Raw genomic sequence first — 15,901 nt, 5'->3', positions numbered from 1 at the left:
CAAGAGAAAACGCCATGAACGATCAATGGATCGACGTCTGCGCCGTGGGCGAAATAGACGAAGAAGACGTGCTGCGCTTCGACCACGGGCCGCACACCTATGCGGTGTACCGTTCGGCCGAGAATGAATTTTTTGCCACCGCCGGCTTGTGCACCCACGAAAAAATTCACTTGGCGGACGGCCTGGTGATGGACCACGTCATCGAATGCCCCAAGCACAACGGGCGCTTTGATTATCGCTCCGGCAAGGCCCTCGGCGCGCCGGTGTGCGTCAACCTCAAGACCTACCCGGTGCGGGTTGAAGCGGGGCGGGTGTTGCTCGCGGTCACGGCGCCATGATGGACGATGCTCTGATCATTGTCGGTGCCGGCCATGCAGGTGGCCGGGCGGCGCTGACCTTGCGCGAAGAAGGCTACAGCGGGCGCCTGATCCTGATCGGCGATGAACCGCACTTGCCCTACGAACGGCCGCCGCTGTCCAAGGGCGTGTTGCAGGGCACGGCAGATTTGGCAGGCTGCAGCCTGTGCGATAGCGCGCGATTGGCCGAGTTGAACATCGAGCATCTCTCGCGTAACCCCGTGACGCTGCTGGAACCGTTGCAACAGCGCCTGCAACTGGCCGACGGTCGATGGCTGGCGTATGCCGGGCTGCTCTTGGCCACCGGAGGCCGCGCGCGGCGCTTGCCCCAAGGCCCGGCGGGCGTGCTGTATTTGCGCACCCATGACGAGGCACTGGCCCTGCGCGCCGCCTTGCGCCCGGGCACCCGGCTGGTGATTGTCGGTGGCGGGTTTATCGGGTTGGAAGTCGCGGCGTCGGCGCGCAGCCTTGGCTGTGAGGTCACGGTGCTTGAAGCCGGGCCCCGGCTGGCGGGTCGCGTGTTGTCGCCGATCATATCCGAGGCATTGTTGAATCTGCATCGCCGGCAGGGCGTGGAGGTGCGTTTGAATGTGGCACTGGCATCCCTTCAGGCCGACGCCGTTGTGCTGGCTGACGGAGAACGGCTGCCGTGTGACCAGGTGGTGGTCGGCATTGGCATGCAGCCTAACCTCGAACTGGCCGCTGCGGCGGGGCTGGACGTGGGGCAGGGCATTCGCGTGGATGCGTATTTGCGCACCAGTGCGCCGAGTGTCTATGCGGCAGGTGATGTGTGCGAGTTTCGTCGGGACGGCGTGTATCAACGCCAGGAAACCTGGCGCAACGCCGAGGCCCAGGGGCGGCATGCGGCGTTGAATCTGCTGGGGCGCGAACTGCCGTTCGAGGCGGTCCCGGGTTTTTGGTCGGATCAGTACGACTGGTGTGTGAGGACAGTGGGCGTGATCACTGCGCTGATGGTCAGTCGCCCGCTCCCCGGCGGCGCTTTGCTGTTGTTCTATCTCGACGCCGATCACCGCCTTCAAGGCGCGTGCGGCTGGGCGCCCGGCAACAGCGTGGCCAAGGACATCGCGTTGTGCGAGCGCTTGATCAGCGCCGCAATCCCGTTAAGCGAAGCCAGCCTGGCCGACCCTGACTGCTCCCTCAAACACTTGCTGCGAGGCTGATATGCGCGAATTCCTGGTGTTCCAATCGCTCTGGGCCATGCAAACCGAACCGGGTCCCCTTGAAGCCCAGCTGGACCGCATCAAGGCCGCCGGTTTTGACGGCATCACCGACCATTACTGGAAACCCGCCGACGTCGCGCGCCTGCACGCTGCCGCCACGGCGAGGGGCTTGCAGATTGAAGGCCAGTTGTTCCCGCAATCGGTGGATGACCTGGCGGCGGCACTGGACGTGATCAGCCGTTATGGCTGTCACCACCTCACGTTGCAGGCCGACGTGCGACCGCGCTCCCAATCGCAAGCAGCCACACTCGTCGAAGGCTGGCAGCGCCTGGCCGAACAGGTGGACTTCCCGGTGCTGCTGGAAACCCACCGTTACCGCCTCACCAACGACCTGCTGTTCACCCTCGACCTGCTCGCGCAACTGCCGGACTTGAAGCTGCTGGCCGACCTCTCGCATTACGTCGTTGGCCGCGAGTTGCCCGAGCCTGGCGCCTGCGAGGATGACGCGCAGATACACGAAATCCTGCGTCACAGCTGGGGCTTTCACGGCCGCGTGGCCACCAGCGAGCAGGTGCAGGTCTCACTGGACTTCCCCCAGCACCAGGCCTGGGTGGAGCGCTTCACCGGCTGGTGGCGCTACGGGATCGAACACTGGCTGGCGCGCCCTGACGCGCCGCACAGCCTGTCCTTCACCTGCGAACTGGGCCCGCCGCCCTATGCAATCACCGGCGCCGATGGCCGCGAAATCAGCGACCGCTGGGCCGAGGCGTTAAAGATGCAGGCGTTGATGCGTGAGGTGTGGCGCAGCTGTCAGAAGTGATCCGCTAGTGTGGGATCAGAGGCTGCCGCATATCCTTGTGGCGAGCGGGCTTGCCCCGCGTTGGGCTGCGTAGCAGCCCCAGTAAAGAAGAATGCGGTGTGTCAGGCATTTCGAAGAGGCTGGTTTCAGGGCTGCTTCGCAGCCCAACGCGGGGCAAGCCCGCTCGCCACAACAGCCCCGCCTACTGGGGCTTGAGCGTGGTGCCGGATCAGCTCAACAGGCCCGTGCTGACCGCCACGATCAGGAAGATCCCCAGCAGCGCGCGGTAGATCACGAAGGGCCAGGTGGAGAAACGTTCCAGGAACTTCATCAGGCCCCAGATCGCAAAGAACGCCGAAATGCTCGCGACCACCAGGCCGAAGATCAAGTGCGGCCAGGCGTGGGCGGGCATGTCGACGTGCAACAGCATCCATAGCTCCTTCAGGCCGGCGAGTGCGATGGCCGGCAAGCCGAGCAGGAAGGAAAAGCGCGCGGCTTCTTCACGCTTGAAGTTCAGAAACAGCGCAGCGGTCAATGTCGAGCCCGAACGCGACACGCCCGGGATCAACGCGCCGATTTGCGCGATGCCGACGATCAACGCGTCACGCAGGCGCATTTCGCCCATTTCACGGGTGTGCCGGGCGCGCACTTCGGCCACTGCCAGCAACACCGCCATCACCACGCAGGAGATGCCGATCACCATCAGGCCGCGCAACGGCGAGTTGCAGGCATTCAAGGTCGAAGACAGGGCCAGGCCTGCAATACCAATCGGGATAGTCGCCAGCACAATCGCCACCGCCAGCTTGAACCACCGGTCGTTGTAGTCACCGCGACGCACCGCACTGATGCTGCCGGTGGTGACCTGGCGCACATCGCGCCAGAAATAACTGACCACCGCCGCCAGCGCCGCCAACTGCATCGCCGCGGAAAACGCCGAGCCCGGGTCCTGCCAGCCGAGCAGGGCGGGCACCACGCGCATGTGCGCCGTGGACGACACCGGCAGCAACTCGGTAATGCCCTGGATCACGCCCAGGATGAAGATCTGCAGATAATCCAGGGAGGCAAAGCCTACATCCAGGCCGGCGGAACAGACGTTGGTCAAAATAAGTGTCCTTGAGCAATAGGGGGGAGCTGAGAAAGTTTATTCTAAATGTTTCAGGATTTTGGGTGGGACAGGACAAATCCGCAATCGGTTCAGCAAACAGAAAGGTTATGCAATGTATTGGCCTGCGCCGGGGTTTTGTGAACAATGGCGCCCTGCGTTTTTTGACCGAGAGCCCCATGCCTGAAACCACCGTCGAACTGATCCAGACCGGCCCCGAAGAAGCTGAGTTGATCCGCAACCTTTACCAGTACTACGCCTATGAGTCCTCGGACTGGGAGCAGGAAGATGTCGAGGCGGATGGCCGCTTCTACATTCATGACGAACATCTGGCCCGTTACTGGCAAGACCCGCAGTGGAGCGCCAACTTATTGCTGGTGGATGGGTACATTGCCGGGTTCCTGCTGATCGAAAGCAGCGAACTGCCCGGCATCGATGCGCTGGAACTGGCTGATCTGTTTATCCTTAAACGCTACCGTCGCAAGGGCATTGGCCGCGCCATCGCCACCCAGGTGCTGTGCAGCGCTGAGGCCAACTGGATGGTGCGTTTCTTTGACCAGGACGAGGTGTCCCAGGCGTTCTGGCGCACGGTGCTGGACAACCTGCCGCGCCCGGTGCAGACCCTGGAACTGGACGATGACCCGCACTTGGTGAATTACCTGATTACGCGGGCGGCGCTGCATTAAACGCCTGCTGCATCGCCTGCGGCGGCTGCCCGAATGCCCGCAGAAAGGCTTGGCGCATGCGCTCGCGGTCGCCGAAGCCTGTTTCGCGGGCCACCACTTCAACCGGGTGGCGGCTGGTTTCCATCATCGCCCGTGCCGCCTCCACCCGCAGTGACTCGATGGCCTTGGCCGGGGTTTGTCCGGTTTCTTCACGAAACACCCGGCTGAACTGGCGCGGGCTGAGTCTGGCGACATCGGCCAGGGCTTCCACCGACAGGTCGTGGGTAAGGTTCTCACGGGCGTAGGCGAGCGCAAGTTGCACACGGTCCGACTTGGGGTCGAGTTCCAGCAACGCCGACAGCTGCGATTGCTCACTGCCGCGGCGCTGGGCGATGACCAATTTGCGCGCGATACGCCGCGCGAGGTCGCCGCCCAAGTCGCTCTCCACCATGGCCAGCGCCAGGTCCACACCGGCGCTCATGCCGGCACAGGTCCAGATCTGGCCGTCGACCACGAACAGCTTGTCTTCTTCCAGATGAATCGCCGGGTAGCGCTTGCGAAACGCTGGCGCGTGAATCCAGTGGGTGGTCGTGCGCTTGCCTTCGAGCAGCCCGGCCTCGGCCAGCACGAAAATGCCCATGCACAACGAGGCCACGCGCCGCGATTGCGCGGCGCCAGCCTTGACCAGCTCCAGCAGGCTGGCCTCGGGCAGGCGAAAATCCATATAGCCGCTGACGATCAAGGTGTCATAGCCCTGCGCTCGAATGGGCGTGGTGTTCACCGAGAACCCCTGTGAAGTCGAGACCGCGCCGCCGTTCTGCGACACCAGGTGAAATTCGTAGGCCGGCTCGCCCCGCAGCAGGTTCGCGCACTCGAACACCGACCCTGTGCTGAGGCTCAGGCACTCGAAATTGGGGTAAACCAGCAGCGCAACGCTGTGCATCGTGTTTCTCCAGGGGCGTTCAGTGGGGCGATTGTCGGCGTGTGCCGGGTAAACGGCAACCGGCGGTGCGCCGTGTCCGGAATCCTTGCGGATATGACATTGTTGAGGATTGGCCCGACGCCTAACATCCCCTCAACGAACTAGACGACTGGTCTAATCGGACGGGGTAAGCGATGAACGATTCAACTAAAGGTGCGCGGCAGACCATTCTGGAAACGGCGCAAGTGATTGTCGGCCGTAAGGGTTTTTCTGCGGTGGGCTTGAACGAAATACTGCAAGCCGCTGATGTACCCAAGGGTTCGTTTTATCACTACTTCAACTCCAAGGATGCGTTCGGCGTGGTCTTGCTCGACAACTACTTCGATCACTACCTGCTGGGCGTGCAGCAACTCTTTCGCCAGCCGGGTGTGTCCTGGCATGCCAAGTTGATGGGGTACTGGCACCTCTGGATCGACAACCAGACCGGCTGCACCGATGCGGGCAAATGCCTTGCCGTCAAACTGGGTGCCGAGGTGTCAGACCTTTCGGAGCCGATGCGTCTGGCCTTGCAACGCGGCACTGCGCGCACCATTGCACTGCTGGCCGAGGCCTTGCGCCAAGGGGTTGAAGAGGGCTCGGTGATAACTGCGCACTTCCCCGAAAACCTGGCTCAGCGCCTGTATGCGTTGTGGCTGGGGACCAGCGTGATGAACAAGATTACCCGTACAACCGCGCCTTTTGACGAGGCGCTGCTGCTGACCCGACAGCTGCTGGGCGGCCCTGAACACACTGACATCCACATCGATCGAGGCACTGGAAAATGAAAGTATTAATGGTACTGACCTCTCACGACCGGCTTGGCGACACCGGCCGCAAGACCGGCTTCTGGCTCGAAGAATTTGCGGCACCTTACTACGCATTCAAGGACGCCGGCGCCGACGTGGTGCTGGCATCCCCGGCCGGCGGCCAGCCGCCGCTGGACCCGGTCAGCGACCTGCCGGACTTCCAGACCGAACAGACCCACCGCTTCGCCGCCGACCCGGCTGCGCAGCAGGCCCTGGCTACCACGGTAAAACTGGAAACCGTTAACGCCGCCGATTTCGACACTGTTTTCTACCCAGGTGGCCACGGGCCGCTGTGGGACTTGGCCGAGTCGGCGACCTCGATTGCCCTGATCGAAGCCTTCGAACGTGCCGGCAAGCCCATCGGCTTTGTCTGCCACGCACCGGGCGCGCTGCGTCACGTCAAGGCGGTCAACGGTGAGCCGTTGATCAAGGGCCGACGCGTGACGGGCTTCTCCAACTCGGAAGAGGCAGCGGTCGAACTGACTGATGTGGTGCCGTTCCTGATTGAGGATGAGTTCAAGAAACTCGGCGGCAAGTATGAGAAGGGCGCCGATTGGCAATCCTTTGTCATTGAAGATGGTTTGCTGGTCACCGGGCAAAACCCTGGAAGTTCCAGCGACGTCGCAAAAGCACTGCTGAAACTCACCGCCTAAGTTACTTAACCCTTTTAATTCATTGGCGGCTCTCAAGAGCCGCTGATGTTTCTGCTCGCCCGGAATTTGGAAAACCTTACATGGCTAACAGTATTCTCAGTACCCCCGTAACACTGGGTCATCACACGTTAAACAACCGTGTTGTGTTGCCGCCGTTGACCCGTCAACGCAGCGCACAGCCTGGCGATATCGCCACAGGCTTGATGGCCGAGTATTACCGCCAGCGTGCCAGTGCCGGGTTTATGGTCAGCGAAGGCACGCAGATCGAGCCGCGTGGTCAGGGTTACGCCTGGACGCCGGGGATCTACAGCCCGGCGCAGATCGATGGCTGGCGCACCGTCACCGACGCGGTACACGCCGAGGGCGGAGTGATCTTTGCTCAGTTGTGGCATGTCGGGCGCGTGTCCCACCACGGCCTGCAACCCGACGGTGCGGCGCCGGTGGCACCGTCTGCGATCCAGCCGACGCAAGTCAAAGCCTTCATCGAAACCGCGCCGGGTGCCGGTGAGTTGGTGCAACCGCCGGTCCCCCGTGCGTTGACGACTGCCGAAGTCAAAGCGCTGGTCGGGCAATATGCGCAGGCTGCACGCAATGCAGTGGATGCCGGGTTTGACGGGGTGGAAATTCACTCGGCCAATGGTTACCTGGTCAATCAGTTCATCTCGGCCCATGCCAATCAACGTGACGACGAATACGGTGGCTCGTTGCACAACCGGCTGCGTTTTCTGCGCGAAATCGTCGAGGCTGTGAGTGCTGTCGTCGGGCCGCAACGCCTGGGTGTGCGCTTTTCACCGCTGTTCAGCGGCACCGACCAGGACCGCGTATACATCGGCCTGGTGGAAGAAAACCCGCATGAGACCTACCTCGAAGCGGTCAAGGTGCTGCAGGCTGCGGGGGTCGCCTATGTTTCCATTGCCGAAGCCGATTGGGACAATGCGCCTGAACTGCCGGAAACATTCCGCCGCGCGGTGCGCGACACCTTCCGCGGGCGGATTATCTACGCGGGCCGTTATACCGCTGAGCGCGGCGAAAAGCTGCTGGACGCCGGGCTGGCGGATTTGATTGCGTTCGGGCGGCCGTTTATCGCCAACCCGGACCTGCCGCAACGGCTTTTCAACGGCTGGCCATTGAACCCGCTGCGGGCTGAGGGGATGTATGGTGGTGGTGAGGCGGGGTATATCGATTACCCGGCGTACGCCGAATAGCTCACTGTGGTGGGCGGGCTTGTTGTGATGAGCGGGCCCCTGTGGCGAGCGGGCTTGCCTCAACAAGCGGGCTCAATACAACAAGCCCGCTCGCCACAGAATCAGTCAGTCAAACGACCCGCAACACAATCTTGCCGATATGATCGCCGCCTTCCATCCGTGCATGGGCCTGATCCGCTTGGGTGTAATCAAACACCTGGTCGATCATCGGCAAGCAACGCCCCGCCGACAATACGGGCCACACGTGTTCGCGCAATTGCTCGGCGATGGCGGCTTTCTCGTCCTTGGTGCGCGCCCTCAGCAATGAGCCGGTAATGATTGCGCGTTTGGCCATGATCGACATCAGGTCGACGTCATTGGCCTTGGCGCCGCCCAGGAAGCCCAGCATCACCAGGCGCCCGTCCATGGCCAAGGCCTTGAGGTTATTGTTGAGGTAGGAGCCGCCCATGATGTCCAGAATCACATTCACGCCTTTGCCGCCGGTTTTCTCGGCAATGACCTCGGCGAAATCCTGCTCGCGGTAGTTGATCGCCTCGGCGCCGAGGGCGCGGATGGCGGCGCATTTATCGTCGCTGCCGGCCGTGGCAAAGGCCTCGATACCGAACTCACGGCAGAGCATCAGGGCGGTGGTGCCGATGCCGCTGGTGCCGCCGTGGATCAGCACGCGCTGGCCTTTATGCGCGCCGCCGAGGCCGAACAGGTTGGCCCACACGGTGAAAAAGGTTTCCGGGATCGCCGCGGCCTGAATCCATTCCATCCCTTCAGGCACCGGCAGCGCCTGGCTGGCGGGCACCACGCAATACTGCGCGTAGCCGCCGCCGTTGGTCAGCGCGCAGACCTTGTCGCCCACGCGGTATTGGGTCACGCCATCGCCCAGCGCCACTACTTCACCGGCCACCTCCAACCCGGGAATCGGACTCATGCCGGGTTTCATCGGGTACTTGCCGGCGCGTTGCAGGGCGTCGGGGCGATTGACCCCGGCGGCGTGCACCTGGATCAGAATCTCGCCGGCCGCCGGGGAGGGCAGGTCTGCCTGGCGCGGTTTCAACACCTCGGGGCCGCCAGGGGTGGTGATTTCAATCAGGGTCATGTCGTGGGGAAGGGGCATTTGAGCGTTCCTTTAGCGATGAGCGTACGAGGTGGGACCGCGCTGAGTTGGCGACGGTTCTGAGTAATTTTTGCTGACGAGCAGCATACCCAGAAGCGCTGATGCAATAATGCTGCGATTACACTGCAAAGCGATGCAAAAACGCATCAGGAGAGCAACGATGAACTGGGACGATGCACGGGTGTTCCTGGCGGTGTGCCGCGAGTCGACGCTACGCGGCGCAGCGCGCGTGCTGGGGGTGGACCAGGCCACGGTCGGTCGGCGCGTCAACGCCCTGGAAAAGTCTCTCAGCGCGACGTTGTTTTTACGCACCTCCGAAGGCTACGTGCTCACCGCCGTCGGTGAAGCCGCCTTGCTCTCGGTGGAAAAAATGGAGCGTTCAGCGCTGGACCTGGAGCGCCAGATTCAAGGCCTGGATGATCGCCTGACCGGCACGGTGCGGGTCAGCACCACCGATTCAATGGCCATCGACTTCCTGATCCCGGCCATTGCCAGCCTGCACGACAAGCACCCCGATGTGCGCGTGCAACTGGACGCTTCCACGCAGTTGATCAGCCTGGCCAAGCGCGAAGCCGATGTTGCCGTACGCAACTCCCGCCCCGACAACCCGGACCTGATCGCCCGCCGCATCGCCCGCTGGCCGGTGGGGTTGTTTGCCTCCCAACGTTATATCGACCGCCATGGCGTGCCGCAGCCCGGCAGCCTGTTTGAAGGGCATGATCTGGTGGTTTACCAACCGCACCTGCAACACCAGAAAGACATGACCCTGGTCTGCGAACCCTTGGGCCATGGGCGTATTGTGGCAGCGCTGAGTTCCAGCCTGCTGGTGCGCCGCTCCATTGCCGCCGGCCTTGGCATTGGTGAAATCCCGGTGCACAGCGGCGAGCGTGACGGGTTGGTGCGGCTGTGGCCGGAACGCACCCGGCCTTTGCCTTACGACGTCTGGCTGGTGACCCACGCCGACCTGCGCCACACCGCCCGGGTGCGGGTGGTGATCGATGAAATCGTCGCGGCGTTTGCCGGCACGGGCGACTAAACCCTAGCGGTTCAGGAAGGCCAGCAGGTCTTCGTTCAACTGCTGGGTGTGGGTGGCGGCAAAGCCGTGCGGCGCGTCCTTGTACACCTTGAGTTCGGCACCCTTGATCATCTCGGCCGCCACTTTGCCAGTGGTTTCGAACGGCACAATCTGGTCGCCGTCGCCGTGGATGACCAGGGTCGGCACGTCGATTTTGGCCATGTCCGGACGGAAATCCGTTTCGGAGAACACCGTAACGCAATCCACGGTGGATTTGAGCGACGCTTGCAGCGCAATCTGCAGGGTCTGGGTCAGCACGCCATTGGAGACGGTCTGGCCCTTGTTAATCCCGAAAAACGGCGTGTTGAAGTCGGCGATGAACTGCGCGCGGTCCTTCAGCAGCCCGGCCTTGATGCCATCGAACACGGCAGTCGGCACGCCTTGCGGGTAGTCGGGTTTCTGGCCGAACAACGGCGTTACCGCACCGAGCAGCACCAAACCGGCTACACGCGCGGTGCCATGGCGGGCGATATAGCGTGCCACGTCGCCGCCGCCCATGGAGAAGCCCACCAGCGTCACCTCTTTAAGGTCCAGGTGTTCGATCAACTGTGCGATATCGTCGGCGAAGGTGTCGTAGTCGTTGCCGGTCCACGGCTGGTCCGAGCGGCCAAAACCCCGGCGGTCAAACGCAAGGGTGCGAAAGCCACGGCTGCTCAGGTATTCCATCTGGTATTCCCACATGTCGGCATCCAGCGGCCAGCCGTGGCTGAACAGCACGGGCTTGCCGCTGCCCCAGTCCTTGAAATAGATCTGCGTACCGTCTTTGGCAACGAATGTGCTCATGGAAAACTCCTGGGTTGAGGGGCTAAAACGCTCAGCCTCACTATTGCCCCAAACCCGACGAAGGGCTTGTACGGATGTGCTTGGTTGTCGCTCGGAGCATTCAACCTGATCTTCAAGCTGGCTTTGTGTGGGAGCTGGCTTGCCTGCGATAGCCATAGGTATCTACACAACATTTACAGGCTGTCGAATCTTCCTGTGGCGAGCGGGCTTGCCCGCGTTGGGCTGCGCAGCAGCCCCAGTAAGAGGAATGCGGTGTACCAGATATTCCGCAGAGTTTGGTTTTGGGGCTGCTTCGCAACCCAACGCGGGCAAGCCCGCTCGCCACAACAGCTTTATCTCCTGCGGTTTAAGCGTTAGCTGAAGTTTGCAGATACCTATGCCCATCGCGGGCAAGCCCGGCTCCCACATGAAGCTGTTCAATATCGGCGGCTGAGGTTTTTCAGATACCTCTACAAAATCGTCAAGCAACCTGTTCCGCCGCTTGGCGCTCACGCTCCGCGACGAGCGCGCGGGTCAGCGGGATCAGGCGTTTGCCATAGTCGATGGCGTCATTGAGCGGGTCAAAGCCACGAATCAGGAAGGTGGTAATGCCCAGGTCGTAGTAGTCCAGCAGTGCGTCGGCGACTTGCTCGGCGGTACCGACCAGTGAGGTGGAGTTGCCTTGCGCACCGAGCAGCCCGGCGATGCCGGTCCACAGGCGTTTGTCCAGTCGCGAGCCCTGTGCTGCCGCTGCGAGCAAACGGCGTGAGCCTTCATTGGGCGGTTCGCGTCGCACAAAGCCGTTTTTCTCAGCCAACGCGGTGGCCTGCTGCAAGATGCTGTCGGCGCGCGCCCAAGCCAGTTCTTCGGTTTCGGCCAGAATCGGGCGAAGTGACAAACTGAAGCGAATCGTACGCCCGTGCCTCGCCGCTTCAGCGCGCACCTGGGTCACGATTTCGCGCACTTGCTCATAGGTTTCACCCCACAACGCATACACGTCTGCATGTTTGCCCGCCACGGCAATCGCGGCGGCCGAGGAGCCGCCGAAGTACAACGGAATATGCGGCTGCTGCGGCGACTTCACCGTCGAATGCGCGCCTTCGACCTGGTAGTAGGTGCCGGCGAAATCGAAGGGCGTTTCACTGGTCCATTCCTGGCGCACCACGCTGAGGTATTCGTCAGTGCGCGCGTAGCGTTCGTCCTTGCCGATGTAACTACCGTCGGCGCGCAGCTCGCGGTCATCGCCGCCGGTGATGATGTGCACGGCCGTACGGCCGCCGTTGAACACGTCCAGCGTAGTGAATTGCCGCGCTGCCAGGGTTGGCTGGGCAAAGCCTGGGCGATGGGCGATCAGAAACTGCAACTTTTGGGTGACGCTGGCGGCGTGGGAGGCGATCAGGGTGCTATCCGGGCTGTTGGAGTGAAAGGCCACCAGCGCGCGGTCGAAGCCGGCTTCCTCATGGGCGCGGGCCACGGTTTCCACATACTCGGGTTGCAACACCGGGCCGCTGCGCGGGTGAATTTCGGAAGCCTGGTGGCCGCCGATGTAGCCGATGAATTCAATGCTCATGGTCAGTTCCTTTGCGTGGGGTGGGGGTTAGAAGTCGTAAGCCAGTTTGCTGTACCAGAAGCCGCCGCCCGGGTAGAACGGCGGGTTGCCGTACAGGTTCAGGCCCACGGCCGAGGGCACGGCGTGTTTGTCGGGGCGGATGTCGAAAATGTTGGTGCCGCCGATGCTCAAGGTGATGTTCTCGAGCAGGGTGTAGGAAATATCCAGGTCGGTGATCCACTTGGCGCCGAAGCTGCGGTCGCCGCTTTCCAGTTGTTGCAGGGTCTTGACCTTGCCGTAGCGGGTGGTTTGCAGGTTTACCGCCAAGTCGTGCAGGCGCCAGTTGCCACCGAGGATCCACTTGGTGCGCGGCTGCGCGTCGGTCAGGTCGCCCTGGCGCGCGCGGCCAACCCAGGTCAGGCTGCCGCCGGTGTTATTGCCCAGGCCCTGGAGTGCGGCGGGCGGCTGCTTGAGGCTGGTGATCACGGTGTCGTTGTAGTTGAAGGCGGCGTTCCAGCGCACCTCGCCAAATGCGCCAAAATCGGTGAAGTGGTCGGCCACCACGTCCACGCCACGGGTGCGCGTGTCGAAGGCGTTGGCGTAGTAGGACGTCCAGGTCGAGGGGTCAATGCCCAGCCCGGTGAGGGTCGGCGTGAGCGCCGGGCCGTAAAGGCTTTCGGTGCGGGCGATGCGGTCGGCGATTTCGATCCAGTAGGCGTCCACGGTCAGGCTGGTGCGCTTGTCCGGTTGCCAGGTCACGCCCAGCCCGTAGTTGCGCGATTTTTCCGGGTCCAGGCTGCTGGCGCCGAGCGCCTTGGCCAAGGGTGAATTGACCGGGGCGATGCGCGTGACGGCGGGCACGATGGTGCCGTCGGGTGCGGCGCCGACACGGTTGTCGGTGATGCTGTAGCCGATCTGCGTCAGCGACGGCGCGCGAAAACCACTGCCCACGGTGCCGCGCACGGCCACGGTGTCGGTCAGTTCATAACGCGAGTTGACCTTGGCGCTGACGGTGTTGCCCGAGTCGTCGTCAAAGTGCTCGGCCCGCGCCGCCAGGTCGACAAACAGACGCTCCACCGGCGTGATGCCAAAGTCCACGTAAGCCGCGTAGTTATTGCGTTTGATGCTGGTTTCATCCTGCGGCGCGATGGTGGCTGCTGCCTGGGCGGCAATCGCCGCGAGTTGCCCGGCCAGTGGGTTGCGTTGGCCATTGGGCAGCGTCGCCGGGAAGCGATAACCGCCCACCGCGTAGGCCTGTGGGTCGCCAGCGAATGTACTGAAACGCTCCCAACGATGCTCAAGGCCCGCCGACACTTGCAGCGGGAAACCGAACAGCCCGTCGAAGGCGCGGGTGATGTCTAGGTTGTTCACCCACTGGTCGAAGCGATACGTGGCCAGGTCATCAAACGAGGTGGGCGAGGCTGGGCCGAGTGACGGGTTGATGGTCAGGTCGCTGAACTGGTGGTTGGTGTTGCGCCCGTAAGTGGTGCTCAAGTCCCAATCCCAGCCTGCTGCCTGGCCTTTGCCACCCAACAGAAACTGATAGTCCTTGTCGTTGAGGTTGTTCAGCGGGTAGTAGCCGTCGGGGAACAGTTCGGGGATGTTGGCGTTGCCGTTGGGGTAGCGGAAGTAGTTGTTGATCACCGCCTTGCGCTCGCCGTAGGTGGCGTAGGAATACAGTTTGGTTTGCTCGTCCAGCGGCAGTTCGGCGTTGTAGCCAAGGTTGAACGCCTTGATCTGCGGGTCGCCGTTCTTCACGCCGACGCGGTCCCAGGTGGCGTTGCGCGGGTCACCGGGAAAGTAGGCCTGGTTGGTGGCCTTGTCATTCCAGCTGGCATCGCCACGTTTGCGCGCATCGCCAGACAGGTGCAGAAACCCGCCATCACCCAAAGCAAAGCCCACATCGCCCTCGGTTTTGGTCACATCGCCTTCGCCGTTGTAGAGCTGGCCGTAGCTCACGCCGAGGTGGCCGCCTTCAGGGCTGGACTTGAGGATCACGTTGATCACCCCGGCTATCGCGTCGGAGCCGTACTGTGCGGCGGCGCTGTCCTTGAGCACCTCGATGCGTTCCACCGCGCTGATGGGGATCATGTCGATGTCCACCGAGTTCGCACCGCTGCTGTCGGTGGAACCGTTGGCGGGCAAGGCGCTGTTGTGCCGGCGTTTGCCGTTGACCAACACCAGCGTGTAGGCCGGTGCCAGGCTGCGGTTGGACAGAGGCCGGATGGTGGAGTTGTAGCCGGCGATATTGGTCCCGTAGTTAAACGACGGCAGCAACTTGGCAATGGCTTCGGTGAGGTCGGCGCGTCCGGTTTTCAGCAGTTGTTCGCCGGTCACCACATCAATCGGTGCCGGGCTTTCGGCCACGGTGCGCTGTGTGCCGCGCACGCCGGTGGAGATCACCGTGACCTTATCCAAGCGTGTGTCTTCGGCGGTGTCGGCAAAGGTCGCCGGGCTGCTCAGGGCCATGCCGCACGCGGCCAGGCTGACTAACAGGGGGGAGCGTTTGAAAGGGGTTGCAAGCATCGAGACGACTTCCGTTTTCAGGCGATAGAGAGGCGTGAGTCAAGCCTCCGCCTGGTATCGGGGTCGGTCTGTGGGAGTCGAAAGTAGGGGCAGGGCGCGGCGCTGTAAAATGCCGTTTTGTTCTAACCTAATTATTAAAATATAGAATCATTGTTTTGATTAAATATCAGCAATGTGCATTTTAAGTTTATTAGGTTATTCCTAGAAAGACTTTCACGGCGGTTTTTTATGCGATTAGCATGACCTCGCAACGGCGCTCCTGGCCGTGTCTTTTGAGGAAGGAAGCCGATGACCGAGAAGTCCTTGAACGCCAGCTCGTTCTCCATCAACAAGGTCGAGACGCAGCCGGGCGTGGCCGCACGGTTGCTGCCGGGGTGGCTGCGCAACTGGCGCACCCCCGACGTGTTATTGCGCCTGATCAGCCCCGTCGTGCTGTTGCTGCTGTGGGAGCTGGCCTCGGAGCTGGGCTGGATACCGCCGCGCATCATCGCCGCGCCTTCGCAGATCGGCGGCACCTTGTGGGCCATGATCGTGTCCGGAGAATTGGGCAGGCACTTGCTGGTGTCGCTGCAACGCGCGCTGTTCGGCTTGAGTATCGGCGTCAGCATTGGCGTGGTGGCGGCGCTGATTACCGGGCTGTCCAAGCGTGGTGAAGTGATCCTCGACTCGCCGATGCAGATGCTGCGCACCATCCCGTCGCTGGCGCTGGTGCCGCTGTTTATCCTGTGGTTCGGCATTGGCGAGTTCACCAAGATCGCGCTGATCGTCACCGGCACCACTTTTCCGGTGTACCTCAACCTGTTCGCCGGTATCCGCAATATCGACCCCAAACTGATCGAGGCTGCCAACACCCTCGGGCTGAACCGCCGCGAGCTGATCTGGCACGTGATTCTGCCGGGTTCGTTGCCGTCGTTTTTTGTCGGCCTGCGCTATTCCCTCGGCATCTCGTGGCTGGCGCTGGTGTTTGTCGAACAGATCAACACCACCGCCGGTATTGGCTACCTGGCCAGTGATGCGCGGGACTTTATGCGCACCGACGTCATCGTTATCTGCCTGCTGATCTACAGCGTGCTCGGCCTGCTGATCGACGGCCTGATCCGCACCCTCGAACGTTTCGCGCTGGCCTGGCGCCCATCCTTTGTGAGGAACTGAT

The 15,901-nt window shown here is 62.3% G+C and carries 15 protein-coding genes; 9 read left to right on the top strand and 6 right to left on the bottom strand.

Annotated features, from left to right (window positions below; translation table 11 throughout):
• The first annotated feature begins 14 nt into the window (after positions 1-14).
• From BFW87_RS29025 to BFW87_RS29015, 3 genes are read left to right on the top strand one after another with little or no spacing between them, the layout of a single operon-like run.
• The gene (locus BFW87_RS29025) at positions 15-338 is read left to right on the top strand and encodes a MocE family 2Fe-2S type ferredoxin (RefSeq protein ID WP_078743151.1); all 324 of its coding nucleotides are present in this window, start codon (positions 15-17) and stop codon (positions 336-338) included.
• Positions 338-1,537, top strand: coding sequence for an NAD(P)/FAD-dependent oxidoreductase (locus BFW87_RS29020; protein WP_078743150.1), 1,200 nt, complete (start codon positions 338-340; stop codon positions 1,535-1,537). The genes BFW87_RS29025 and BFW87_RS29020 overlap by 1 nt, the downstream gene beginning before the upstream one ends.
• Before the next feature lies 1 nt (position 1,538).
• Entirely contained in the window at positions 1,539-2,357 is an 819-nt protein-coding gene (locus BFW87_RS29015; protein WP_078743149.1) for a sugar phosphate isomerase/epimerase family protein, read from the top strand.
• A gap of 208 nt (positions 2,358-2,565) precedes the next feature.
• Here the strand turns inward: BFW87_RS29015 and BFW87_RS29010 are convergent, their stop codons facing one another.
• Positions 2,566-3,438, bottom strand: a complete 873-nt coding sequence (locus BFW87_RS29010) for an undecaprenyl-diphosphate phosphatase (protein ID WP_078743148.1) — start codon at positions 3,436-3,438, stop codon at positions 2,566-2,568.
• Between the two features lie 179 nt (positions 3,439-3,617).
• Here BFW87_RS29010 and BFW87_RS29005 point away from each other — a divergent pair, with 179 nt between their 5' ends.
• A complete protein-coding gene (locus tag BFW87_RS29005; protein WP_078743216.1) occupies positions 3,618-4,124 on the top strand; it encodes a GNAT family N-acetyltransferase in 507 nt (168 codons plus the stop codon).
• Here the strand turns inward: BFW87_RS29005 and BFW87_RS29000 are convergent.
• Complete coding sequence (locus BFW87_RS29000; protein ID WP_078743147.1) at positions 4,102-5,046, bottom strand: GlxA family transcriptional regulator; 945 nt, start codon at positions 5,044-5,046, stop codon at positions 4,102-4,104. The two genes, BFW87_RS29005 and BFW87_RS29000, sit on opposite strands and share 23 nt — an antisense overlap.
• Before the next feature lie 173 nt (positions 5,047-5,219).
• On the opposite strand from BFW87_RS29000, the gene BFW87_RS28995 reads away from it, so the two are divergent.
• The 3 genes from BFW87_RS28995 (at position 5,220) to BFW87_RS28985 (ending at position 7,728) form a co-directional block, all read left to right on the top strand.
• The gene (locus BFW87_RS28995; protein WP_078743146.1) at positions 5,220-5,849 is read left to right on the top strand and encodes a TetR/AcrR family transcriptional regulator; all 630 of its coding nucleotides are present in this window, start codon (positions 5,220-5,222) and stop codon (positions 5,847-5,849) included.
• Positions 5,846-6,523, top strand: a complete 678-nt coding sequence (locus BFW87_RS28990) for a type 1 glutamine amidotransferase domain-containing protein (RefSeq protein WP_078743145.1) — start codon at positions 5,846-5,848, stop codon at positions 6,521-6,523. Before BFW87_RS28995 ends, BFW87_RS28990 begins: the two co-directional genes overlap by 4 nt.
• Positions 6,524-6,603: 80 nt before the next feature.
• Positions 6,604-7,728, top strand: a complete 1,125-nt coding sequence (locus BFW87_RS28985; RefSeq protein WP_078743144.1) for an alkene reductase — start codon at positions 6,604-6,606, stop codon at positions 7,726-7,728.
• A gap of 109 nt (positions 7,729-7,837) precedes the next feature.
• On the opposite strand, the gene BFW87_RS28980 is transcribed toward BFW87_RS28985, so the two are convergent.
• Entirely contained in the window at positions 7,838-8,836 is a 999-nt protein-coding gene (locus tag BFW87_RS28980; RefSeq protein WP_078743143.1) for an NAD(P)H-quinone oxidoreductase, read from the bottom strand.
• Between the two features lie 160 nt (positions 8,837-8,996).
• Here BFW87_RS28980 and BFW87_RS28975 point away from each other — a divergent pair, with 160 nt between their 5' ends.
• Complete coding sequence (locus BFW87_RS28975; protein WP_078743142.1) at positions 8,997-9,872, top strand: LysR family transcriptional regulator; 876 nt, start codon at positions 8,997-8,999, stop codon at positions 9,870-9,872.
• Between the two features lie 3 nt (positions 9,873-9,875).
• Here the strand turns inward: BFW87_RS28975 and BFW87_RS28970 are convergent, their stop codons facing one another.
• The 3 genes from BFW87_RS28970 to BFW87_RS28955 all read right to left on the bottom strand — a co-directional run bounded on the left by BFW87_RS28970 (position 9,876) and on the right by BFW87_RS28955 (position 14,691).
• A complete protein-coding gene (locus BFW87_RS28970) occupies positions 9,876-10,694 on the bottom strand; it encodes an alpha/beta fold hydrolase (protein WP_078743141.1) in 819 nt (272 codons plus the stop codon).
• Between the two features lie 460 nt (positions 10,695-11,154).
• Positions 11,155-12,243 carry an LLM class flavin-dependent oxidoreductase gene (locus BFW87_RS28960; protein WP_078743139.1) on the bottom strand — a complete coding sequence of 363 codons (1,089 nt, stop codon included), beginning with the start codon at positions 12,241-12,243 and terminating at the stop codon, positions 11,155-11,157.
• Between the two features lie 27 nt (positions 12,244-12,270).
• Complete coding sequence (locus tag BFW87_RS28955; protein WP_439848405.1) at positions 12,271-14,691, bottom strand: TonB-dependent receptor plug domain-containing protein; 2,421 nt, start codon at positions 14,689-14,691, stop codon at positions 12,271-12,273.
• Between the two features lie 345 nt (positions 14,692-15,036).
• On the opposite strand from BFW87_RS28955, the gene BFW87_RS28950 reads away from it, so the two are divergent.
• Positions 15,037-15,900, top strand: a complete 864-nt coding sequence (locus BFW87_RS28950) for an ABC transporter permease (protein ID WP_078743137.1) — start codon at positions 15,037-15,039, stop codon at positions 15,898-15,900.
• The last annotated feature ends 1 nt before the right edge of the window (position 15,901 follow it).

This window comes from Pseudomonas fluorescens, assembly GCF_002022275.1.
In the GTDB taxonomy this organism is placed as follows: domain Bacteria; phylum Pseudomonadota; class Gammaproteobacteria; order Pseudomonadales; family Pseudomonadaceae; genus Aquipseudomonas; species Aquipseudomonas fluorescens_AJ.
The sequence above is the reverse complement of the archived record's forward strand: the minus strand, read 5'-3'. Positions and strand labels throughout refer to the sequence as shown.